This is a genomic window from Paenibacillus sp. FSL R7-0026 (assembly GCF_038004485.1).
Lineage (GTDB): Bacteria > Bacillota > Bacilli > Paenibacillales > Paenibacillaceae > Paenibacillus > Paenibacillus xylanexedens_A.
Genome location: NZ_JBBORG010000001.1, coordinates 1,084,858 through 1,095,331 on the forward strand (window position 1 = coordinate 1,084,858; position 10,474 = coordinate 1,095,331).

Here is a 10,474-nt window from a genome sequence, read left to right on the forward strand (position 1 = left end):
AGGAAAGGCGCTGCCTCGAAGAGTTTACCTCGCTTGAATCATTACCGCTAACGAACCTCAAACGTCGTATTGAGGGGATAATCAAGAAAAGTAAAACCTAACGAATCTCAGCAACGTTATTCCGTCGAAAACACGGCTTCTGCTTGCGAAAATCGACTCATTAAACGAAATAACGTCTCTCTGATTCGTTAGGCATTTAGACCGCGTATAATGAAGCGAATAAGGTGTGCTGGGTTCGTTAGAATATGACGTATAAGATACAGAAGAGGCTGTCCTTGGTCTAATATGCTACCCATACAGTAACAGGATTTTATTATTTTACCTGTCTACTTTATGGGGAGCATATGACCTGGAGGACAGCCTCTTTGAAGTTATTTTCCCTTGTTAGCTGTATTTATCTCAGGCCTCCGCTGGTTGTTTCACCTCAAGTTGCATCAGGGAGAATCCGTATGCTTCCAGATCGAGGGTCAGTTTATTTCGCCGAGCTTCCAAGGTGTTTGATGTGAACAGATTTCGCCAGACGTTACGATCTGCCAAAGGGAGTTCAAGGGTACACGGCTCATCACCCGCATTAAGAACAAGAAGCATGCGCTCACCCGTATGCGAATCCAATCGTTCGATGGCAAGACAAGGGTCTCCGGCTTTTGCATATACAATCTTCAGTTCTGTGCTGCGCAGGGCAGGGTGCTGTTTGCGAAGGGCAATCGTACGGGTGAAGAATTCCAGAAGCTCGCGGTTCTGCTTGGTCTCATCCCACTCCATACACTTGCGGCAACCCGGATCATATCCTCCATCAAGTCCCACTTCGTCTCCATAATAGATGCATGGCACACCTGGATACGTAAGCAGTAACATAACGGCAAGCTTCATCTTGCGCTCGTCTCCATCACATAAAGTCAGCAGTCTGGGTGTATCATGACTTCCGAGCAGATTGAAGGCCGCTTCTGTTACAGGCTGTGAATAGGCTGCGAGCAGTTTTCCGATCTCATTGGCAAATGCGAGTCCGTCGAGCTTACCGTGCACCGTATAGTCCAATACCGAGTTGGTAAACGGATAATTCATCACGGCATCGAACTGGTCTCCCTGAAGCCACATGAGCGAATCATGCCAGATCTCACCAAGCAAATAGGCGTCAGGTTTGATGGCTTTTACCGTCTGACGGAATTCGCGCCAGAACTGATGATCCACCTCATTCGCCACATCGAGCCGCCATCCGTCAATGTCCATCTCCTCAATCCAGAAACGTCCTACCTCTAATAGGTATGCCTTCACTTCAGGGTGTTCCGTATTCAGCTTTGGCATAAGCGGTTCAAAGGCAAAGGTGTCATAAGTTGGTATACCATCCTCCACACGTGGCGGCCAGTCTTTGATATAGAACCAGTCTGCGTAGGGGGAAGCGGCTCCATTCTTCATGACATCGACAAAAGGAGGAAACTCTCTGCCGGAATGATTGAATACCGCATCCAGAACAACGCGTATGCCGCGCTGATGACAGGCATCCACAAACGCTTTGAACTGTTCATTGGTTCCAAAGTGAGGATCAACCTTCATGTAATCGCCTGTATTGTATTTGTGATTCGTCGTGGCCTCAAACAGCGGACAGAAGTAGATGGCATTGATGCCAAGCTGGCTTATATGATCCAGATGATCAAGCACACCTTGGAGATCCCCACCGAAGAAGTTCACCGGTGTAGGTTCCCCTCCCCAGGATTCAGCATTTTTGGGACTGATGGATGGATCGCCATTGGCATAACGTTCAGGGAAAATCTGATAAAACACAGCATCCTTAACCCAAGCAGGCGGCTCAAAAATGTCGACCGGGTTCATAAATGGAAAATCAAAGAATTCAAGTGGATGATCAGGCAGCGCCTGCTCGAATCCGCGCTCTGTCATCCAGACCGATTCCTCTCCCTGAATCAGTTGGAAGCCATACCGTAATCTGCGATAGGGAGGTGAAGTCTCGGCTTCCCAATAATCGAACATTTCATCCCGGGCAAAGATGTGCATGGGAATGTGTGTAATCGTCCGATCCCAGGCATATTTGTCCCCGGTAATAGCGATTACCGCATCCAAATCACCGCGTTTTGAACGAAGTCGCAAATGCATGGTCGAGCGGTCATAAGCATAGGACCAATTGAGTTTGGGGCGATGGTAAATGGCTTCAAGAATCATGTGAATCACTCCTCGTCAGATGATGAAATTCAATAAAAGTGGCTATTAAACGCAAAAAAGGCACAACCTCAATTGTTCACGAGGTTGTACCTTTCGGCAGCATAGCCTTTTGATTATAGTGTTATTATACGAACTAACTCAGCAAAAGAAAACATTTTTTTTCCTTAAATTTCAAATTGTTTTATTCGAAATGTAGGACGCATATCTGCAATTACTGTTTTTTATAAATCAAATCCAAGTTTGTTGGCGTATGCAGAGAATTCTTTGTGAAACTTCTCGATATTTTTCTTCCCGGCATCAATTTTGGCATTGGCTTGTTTCAGGACAGCACTGTTTACCGTTGTTTTGGAGACCGCTTTTTTAGCGAGTTGGAATCCTTCCAGCTGTGTATAGCTACCTTTAATCAGGTTGGCATGGATTTTTTGCAATTCTGTATTTTGCGGTTTAATCAGCTTCAGCTTGGAAACATATTTGGTGTAGTTAGGAATCGCTGTGTTGGTCAGTTTCAGGAAAACGGACTTGCGATTGGACGATGTAATGTAGAATCCACCTCCCAAAGCATTGAAGGCTTTCTCCTCATATACCGATGCCTTATCCAACTGATCAAGGTAGCTCAGGAAATCTTCTTCTTCGACTGTAGGGATCGGTTCTTGTTCTGACGTGTCAACTTCTTCATAGTATTCGTCTTCCGAATATGTAGTGGTTGAGTCATCCGCAGCAGAGGCATAGGACCCTGCAGGTGCAAATACCCCTCCGAGCAAAACAAAACTCATAATGATTGATAGTACCCATGATTTCTTCACGTGTTAGTATCCCCTATCTATAGATGTGATTTTATTCCAATGGATAATCTAACATAGTACGACAAGAAATTACAGGAATTGTTTTACAGTAAATATCTTGGTTGAATGCATATGAATGAATAATGATCCACCAGCAAAAAGGGCATGTATTAGATGAAGCTAAAAGTAAGAAGAGAGATTTGTATATTTAGCAGGTAAGAAAAAAATTACATATATGGTTTATGTGTAGGCGTATTGTATCGATAAATATTGTATTGATTTAGTTAATATATCTTTATTTAATGTTGTTTTACGAAGTTACAGAGTTCGACAGGGAGTGAGAAGTTTTTCCAAATAAAATGCTTGTATAATGATTTCATCTCCATTACAATACAATTGATAATGAGATTCAATATCATTTACATAAAAAAGGGGAGAAGGATTTCATGTATAAAGTAAAGAAAAAGCTATACATTTATGCAGCACTTATTCTGATGATTTCGCTACTTGCTGGCTGTGCTTCGGGTGGAAGTACTGAGACAACGAATACATCCAGCCAAGCTGTAAGCAGCAATGAGAGCAATAATGAAAGTGATACAACTGCAAGTGCGACTGAAGATCAGACCCGAGTGATCAAGCATGCTATGGGTGAAACCACAATCAAGGGAACTCCGCAAAAGATTGTTACACTGTTCCAGGGTGCGAATGATGTCGTTGTTGCACTTGGCGTGAAACCGACAGGCGTGGTGGAATCCTGGGTTCAGCAGCCAGTCTATGAATATCTGAGAGCAGATCTGGACGGAGTTCCACAAGTAGGACAGGAATCGCAGCCCAATCTAGAAGAGATCAACAAGTTGAAACCCGACTTGATTATTGCTACGAAGATCAGACATGAAGAGATCTATGAGCAACTGTCGCAGATCGCACCAACGGTAGTGACGGAGACGCTTTTTGACTGGAAAGAAACGGTGAAAACTGTTGGGGAAGCGATGAATAGGGTTAAGCAATCGGATAAATTGTTGTCTGATTGGGATGGCCGTGTTGCTGATTTCAAAGAGAAAATGGGGGATCGTCTGCCAATTGAAGCAACCATCACGAACTTTAGAGCCGATCAAGTTCGTATTTTCTACATGGGATATGCAGGTAAGATTCTGAATGAACTTGGGTTCACCAGACCTGCCGGACATGACGCAGACACATGGGGAGTTGAATTGACTTCCAAAGAAAACATTCCAGATATGAATGCAGACATGATCTTTAACTTCAATTCAGGCACAGAAACAGATGCCATTCAGAAAAATTATGATGATTGGACCAGCAGTCCACTGTGGAAAAACCTTGATGCAGTCAAGAACAACCAACTGGTTCAGGTCGATGAAGTGGCCTGGAACATGGCAGGTGGATACACATCGGCCAACATGATGCTGGACGATCTATATAAGCAGTTCAACCTGAACTAACTAACAGGAGCAGGACCTGCCATGCACCAGGACATTCGTTAACGAAGTGTATGGGCAGGCAGGTCTTTTGTCATTTTACAGATGAAAGAGTGAGAGTATGTTTCCCCTTTTTACAAAGGCAAGCGCCAAGATCTATGGACTGGTTGGTTTATTCATATTACTTCTACTTGCTTGCCTAGCCAGTATGATTCTGGGACGTACGCATATCACGTTTCAGATGGCATGGGAAGCACTGCAATTCTATGATGAGAGTTCTGTGGAACATGTGGTTCTGTTGACGGAACGGTTGCCACGTACGGTTATTGCTGCTGTTGTAGGAGCAAGTTTGGCCGTGGCGGGTGGGCTGATGCAGGCATTGACACGTAACCCGCTGGCATCACCGAGTGTGTTCGGAATTAATTCTGGTGCGATCTTTTTTATTGTTATTGCCATCGTTGTATTGTCCGTATCTTCGCTCACCACCATGATGTGGTTTGGTTTTGCAGGGGCTGCTGTAGCCGCGGCAATTGTATATGGGCTAGGTTCCCTCGGTCGTGATGGCCTGACACCGATCAAGATTGTACTGGCGGGGACGGCAATCTCCGCGTTATTTGCCTCGTTCACACAGGCCATTCTGGTGCTGGATGGAACCGGATTGCAGGATGTATTGTTCTGGCTTGCCGGTTCAGTAAGTGGTCGGACGTTGGATATGTTATATCCTGTGTTGCCGTACATGACAGCTGCAGCTATTGTCTCTTTGTTCATGGGCAGAGCCATCAATCTGCTCTTGACGGGTGATGATATCGCCAAAGGCATGGGACAGAATGTACTTCTAGTCAAAGTGCTCATGGGAATTGTTACGGTATTGCTGGCGGGTGGTTCGGTTGCCGTAGCCGGTTCGATCGGCCTCGTCGGTCTGGTTGTCCCGCATATCATGCGTGCACTTGTAGGAAACGATTACCGCTGGCTCGTTCCTTACTCTATTGTGGGGGGAGCGATTCTGCTGTTGTCTGCGGATGTGGTGGCAAGGCTGGTGATTATGCCGCAGGAAGTTCCACTTGGTGTCATGACTGCACTGATTGGCGGACCCTTCTTCGTGTACATTGCCCGTAAGGGGGTGACGAAGATATGAGGAAGCTGTTGACTTTCCGCAACAAAAAAGACACCGTTTCAGTGCAAATGGAACGAAAATCATTGGTTGTCATCGGAATATGTATCCTCCTTTTTCTCGTGGCAGGGGTTGTCGGTACCAGTGTGGGCAGTGACTTTATTTCTCCGCTGGATGTGCTTCGAACGATATTTGGTCTGAATGCAGGAGAGCATGACTTCGTCGTGCTGACCTTAAGACTGCCACGGGTGTTATTATCTCTGCTCGTAGGAGCAGCCCTCGGTATGTCAGGCGCACTTCTGCAAGGCATTATCCGTAACCCGCTGGCATCACCGGATGTCATCGGTATTACTGGCGGTGCAGCTGTTGCGGCTGTAGGTTTTGTTACATTGCTGGGCGGAGCGGTGAGCATCAAGTTGTTACCACTGTTCGCCATCGCTGGCGCAATTGTGACGGCATTGATTATCTATATGCTTGCTTGGAAAAAGGGAGTCAGTCCGATCCGCCTGGTGCTGATCGGGATAGGAGTGTCAGCCATTACCGGAGCTGGAACAACCTTTATGTTGATCCTGAGTCCGTTCTACACGGCAGGTCAAGCCTATATCTGGCTGACTGGAAGTGTGTACGGAGCATCCTGGACCGATGTCCGAACCATTCTCCCGGTTATCATTATTGTTGTTCCTTTGGCGATCTGGTTCGCCCGCAGCCTGAATGCACAAGAATTCGGGGACGATCTGGCCACAGGGCTGGGTGTAACGGTACAGTGGCATCGTTCTGCATTGCTGTTATGCAGTGTACTGCTGGCAGGAATTGCCGTGGCGGTTGCCGGAACCATTGGTTTTGTTGGTCTAATCGCTCCACATATTGCCCGGAAGCTGGTTGGCCGGATGTTTGGCAGTATGCTGATCGTGTCCGGACTGGTTGGTGCTCTGCTTGTATTTGCCGCAGATCTCATAGCCCGTACGGCCTTTCTACCGCTTGACGTTCCCGCAGGGGTATTCACTGCAGGTGTAGGCGCACCATTTTTCCTGTATTTGTTATTCAAGAATCGAAATCAGTTTTGAGGAGGAGAGGGCTGTGAGTATTCTGGAAGCCAAGGAGCTTACGATCTCCTATGGAGCAGATCCCATTATTGAAAATTTGAACCTGACCATTCCCAAGGGACAGATTACCGTCCTGATTGGCAGCAACGGCTGTGGCAAATCTACGCTGCTGCGTACGATGGCCCGGTTGCTGAAATCCAGCTCCGGTTCGGTGCTGCTGGATGGCGAAGAGATTGCAAAGCTGCCAACCAAGGAAATTTCAAGACGCATGTCCATCCTGCCACAGGGCCCGACCGCTCCGGAGGGCCTGACGGTGAACCAACTGGTTAAGCAAGGACGTTATCCACATCAAACGTGGCTGAAGCAATGGTCCCGAGAGGATGAGCGTATGGTCAAGCTGGCACTTGAATCCACACATCTGACAGAACTCGCGGATCGACCTGTGGATGCATTGTCCGGTGGACAGCGTCAGCGTGCCTGGATTGCAATGACACTTGCGCAGGGTACTGAAACCTTGCTATTGGATGAACCTACAACCTATCTGGATATGACACATCAGATTGATATCCTCGATCTGTTGTTTGAGTTAAATGAACGAGAAGGACGCACGATTGTTATGGTACTTCATGATCTGAATCTGGCATGTCGTTATGCGCATCACATTGTGGCTGTTCACAACAAGTCCATCTACGCAGAAGGTAAACCGGAAGATATCGTTACACAGGACATGGTCCGGAAGGTTTTCCAGATGGAGTGTGAGATTGCAATCGATCCACTGTTCGGCACACCAACCTGTATCCCGCATGGACGGGGAAGGAAGCTGAATGGAGAACAGCGGTACACGCAGCTGGCTTGACGATCAAAAAGTCGGCTTTCGATTACTTCAATAATGATTCAAAACTCCACATCAACTGCATTGCATGAGCATGCAGATAATAAATTTAGGCAAGCCGTTGGTAAAACCATATCCCAGGCTTGCCCGGTTTGTTGTGCCTATTATTCGATAAAAACATACCTGCATTGACTCAAACCTACACTAAATTCAATCTTATTTTTCCTTAAAAGTTTATTATTGACAATATAGCTCGAATTGCCATAAAATAGATTTTATGTGATATTGATAATCATTATCAATATATAATTACAAAAAAATTGATGAAGTATGAGCTATATAAGTTGAATTCAAATTTCACACGTTAACGGAGGGGCAGAACAGATCTGAAGAAGCGTAGCGTGCGCCTTTATCACCGGATTTCCCCTTTGTATAAGGGATTCAAAAAAATCTGGGGATAACAGCGATCGGAAGATGGTTCTGACCGCGCAGTGATTTCGTGTGAAAACTATATTCAACTTATATAGGAGCGAGTACCTTCATTCGATCGAGGAGGATTTTCAGTGTTTCCGAAAGGGATTCATAATCTGCAAAACCGACTCATTATAAGCAAAGCGAGAGAAATGGGCATCACCTGTGAGCCACTTCTTGAGGGATGCGAAGATTTTCTGAAGCTGTCTGTAGGGGACAAGCAGATCATCATTAACAAAACCAGATCTCATCGTCTGCCGTTAATTGCCGGTTTGCTCGCGAAGAACAAGCAGGCATGTAATATGTTGTTGCATGAACAGGGAATGCCTGTGCCATCATTTATCGTAATCCCAGAGATGGGAAGCGATGCAGCAGATTTTCTGAAAAGGCATGGCTCCATTGTAGTGAAACCGCTGGATGCAAGCGGCAGCATGGGCGTGACGCTGGATGTGCGTACCCCAGATGAACTGGAGGCAGCCATTCATCTTGCGAGTGTCCATGGCAGCAGTATTATGTTGCAGCAATATGTGACCGGGATCGATTACAGAGTGCTGGTTATTAACGGTGAAGTAGCGGCTGTGAATGAGTATCGACCTGTCTATGTCGAGGGAAACGGGACTTCAACCGTTCGGGCGTTAATTGAGCAATTGAATCAGGAACGAATCGAGATGACGCACATAGGCGAGTATGAAGCTTTTCCTCAGGTTGATGCAGAAACGGAACGACTGCTGGAGGTATTGCGTGCACAAGGGACAACTCTGGATGAAGTTCCTGCCGCCGGAAAAGAAATCGAGCTATACGATCTCCGCAATTCTGCCGCCGGAAAAATCAGTGAATTTTACAAGGATTGTACCGAAATCATTCATCCCGAAAATGCCCGAATGATCATTCAGGCGGCAAAGACTCTTCAGATCGATGTAGCAGGGGTTGATGTTCGTTGTCGTGATATCCGCACTCCAATCTCCAGAGAACAAGGGGGCATTCTGGAAGTGAATGCTTTGCCGGATCTGACACACCACGTCTTTCCCCATGGTGGGACAACCCGTGATGTGGTTCGGTTATACCTGGAATACCTGTGTCAGGAGCAACTTGAATATAAATAAATATAGCTTATAACAACGTATAGATAACAATATATGACGGATACCGTCATGTAATTCGGACCTCACCATGATTTTGAACCAATACCATGTCATATGCAAAATGTAGAACAAGAATCACAGGCAGCAGATTCAGCCTGAATCGATTATAAGGAGCGTTAGAGGGCTATGTCAGTAGAGGTGCAGACGGAATATCTGAAGATGCAAAATGAGAAGGAATCCAATGCAAGATCGTACCCCAGACATTTCCCGCTTGTCATTAGCAAGGCCCAAGGGGTGAAGATTACCGATACGGAAGGCCGCGTATTCTACGATTGCCTGGCTGGTGCAGGAACATTGGCGCTGGGGCATAACCATGACACGGTGGTCAACGCCATTCGCGATGTTCTGGATCAGCAGATTCCGCTTCATACACTGGATTTGGCAACGCCGCTGAAGCTTGCATATATGCAAGAACTGTTTTCCATTCTTCCGGCCGAGATGCGAGACAAAGCCAAAATCCAGTTCTGTGGTCCAACCGGAGCGGATGCAGTAGAAGCAGCCATTAAGCTGGTCAAACATGCTACAGGCGGCAAGTCTATTCTTGCCTTTCAGGGAGGTTATCACGGTTCGACCCAAGCGACGATGTCGATGAGTGGCAACCTGAGCAAGAAACAACATCTGCAAAGCCTGCTGCCCGATGTTCATTTCCTGCCGTTTCCTTATGAATACCGCTGCCCATTTGGTGTTGGTGAAGGCATGACGGCCCGGTTAAGCGCACAGTATATCGAGAACTTGCTCGATGATTGCGAGAGTGGGATTGCCGCACCGTGCGGAGTCATTGTGGAGACGGTTCAGGGCGAAGGCGGGGCGATTCCGGCAGATCTCGAATGGCTGAGGGAGCTGCGCCGAATCACGGCAGAGCGAAGCATTCCACTTATCATCGACGAAGTGCAGACAGGCATCGGACGGACAGGACGAATGTTTTCGTTTGAACATGCCGGGATTGTACCTGATGTAATTGTCTGCTCCAAAGCAGTTGGCGGAAGTTTGCCTATGTCTGTTGTCATCTACCGGGAAGAGCTGGACCAATGGCAACCTGGTGCACACACAGGTACGTTCCGTGGCAATCAGCTCGCCATGGCTGCGGGACTTGCTACACTTCGTTATATTCGGGAACAGGATGTTTTACACAACGTACATCTGCGCAGTGAGCAGTTCATGAATCAACTGAATGTAATGAAAGAGCGGTATGCAGAGATTGGTGACGTGCGAGGCAGAGGACTGATGATTGGCGTTGAGGTGGTTGATCCAATGGGACGCAAGGATCGTCTGGGACATTATCTGCCTAATGGTGCGCTGGCTGAGTCTATTCAGCGTGAATGTTTCAAGAATCGATTAATTGTGGAACTGGGCGGGCGTCATTCAGCTGTTGTTCGTTTTCTGCCGCCGCTGAATATTACGGAGCAAGAATCGGGTGCAATCCTTGCGATCTTTGAGAAATCGGTAGCTGAAGCGATTGCCTTAGCAACAGCCGCATGCTGAAGC

General features: G+C 46.9%; 8 protein-coding genes. 6 read left to right on the plus strand and 2 right to left on the minus strand.

Features of this window, described 5'->3' with window-relative positions:
- Positions 1 to 399: 399 nt before the first annotated feature.
- Together MKY44_RS04850 and MKY44_RS04855 are read right to left on the minus strand one after the other, a co-directional pair.
- Entirely contained in the window at positions 400 to 2,172 is a 1,773-nt protein-coding gene (locus MKY44_RS04850; protein WP_341006220.1) for an alpha-glycosidase, read from the minus strand.
- Between the two features lie 221 nt (positions 2,173 to 2,393).
- The gene (locus tag MKY44_RS04855) at positions 2,394 to 2,975 is read right to left on the minus strand and encodes a hypothetical protein (RefSeq protein WP_341006221.1); all 582 of its coding nucleotides are present in this window, start codon (positions 2,973 to 2,975) and stop codon (positions 2,394 to 2,396) included.
- A 425-nt stretch (positions 2,976 to 3,400) separates the two neighbouring features.
- On the opposite strand from MKY44_RS04855, the gene MKY44_RS04860 reads away from it, so the two are divergent.
- The 6 genes from MKY44_RS04860 (at position 3,401) to MKY44_RS04885 (ending at position 10,471) form a co-directional block, all read left to right on the plus strand.
- Positions 3,401 to 4,414 (plus strand): ABC transporter substrate-binding protein, encoded by a 1,014-nt coding sequence (locus MKY44_RS04860; RefSeq protein WP_341006222.1) that lies wholly within the window; start codon positions 3,401 to 3,403, stop codon positions 4,412 to 4,414.
- A gap of 97 nt (positions 4,415 to 4,511) precedes the next feature.
- Positions 4,512 to 5,525, plus strand: a complete 1,014-nt coding sequence (locus tag MKY44_RS04865; RefSeq protein WP_036606207.1) for a FecCD family ABC transporter permease — start codon at positions 4,512 to 4,514, stop codon at positions 5,523 to 5,525.
- Positions 5,522 to 6,565 (plus strand): FecCD family ABC transporter permease, encoded by a 1,044-nt coding sequence (locus tag MKY44_RS04870; protein WP_341006223.1) that lies wholly within the window; start codon positions 5,522 to 5,524, stop codon positions 6,563 to 6,565. Before MKY44_RS04865 ends, MKY44_RS04870 begins: the two co-directional genes overlap by 4 nt.
- A 13-nt stretch (positions 6,566 to 6,578) precedes the next feature.
- A complete protein-coding gene (locus tag MKY44_RS04875; protein WP_340019347.1) occupies positions 6,579 to 7,400 on the plus strand; it encodes an ABC transporter ATP-binding protein in 822 nt (273 codons plus the stop codon).
- Positions 7,401 to 7,939: 539 nt separating this feature from the next.
- Positions 7,940 to 8,950 carry a hypothetical protein gene (locus MKY44_RS04880; protein WP_341006224.1) on the plus strand — a complete coding sequence of 337 codons (1,011 nt, stop codon included), beginning with the start codon at positions 7,940 to 7,942 and terminating at the stop codon, positions 8,948 to 8,950.
- 165 nt (positions 8,951 to 9,115) lie between these two features.
- Positions 9,116 to 10,471, plus strand: a complete 1,356-nt coding sequence (locus MKY44_RS04885) for a diaminobutyrate--2-oxoglutarate transaminase (RefSeq protein WP_341006225.1) — start codon at positions 9,116 to 9,118, stop codon at positions 10,469 to 10,471.
- Positions 10,472 to 10,474 lie beyond the last annotated feature (3 nt).

Bases quoted from the DNA above. Each gene is read 5' to 3' on its own strand.
- MKY44_RS04860 (WP_341006222.1), top strand. From the start codon at position 3,401: ATGTATAAAGTAAAGAAAAAGCTATACATTTATGCAGCACTTATTCTG.
- MKY44_RS04885 (WP_341006225.1), top strand. From the start codon at position 9,116: ATGTCAGTAGAGGTGCAGACGGAATATCTGAAGATGCAAAATGAGAAG.
- MKY44_RS04870 (WP_341006223.1), top strand. From the start codon at position 5,522: ATGAGGAAGCTGTTGACTTTCCGCAACAAAAAAGACACCGTTTCAGTG.
- MKY44_RS04865 (WP_036606207.1), top strand. From the start codon at position 4,512: ATGTTTCCCCTTTTTACAAAGGCAAGCGCCAAGATCTATGGACTGGTT.
- MKY44_RS04850 (WP_341006220.1), bottom strand. From the start codon at position 2,172: ATGATTCTTGAAGCCATTTACCATCGCCCCAAACTCAATTGGTCCTAT.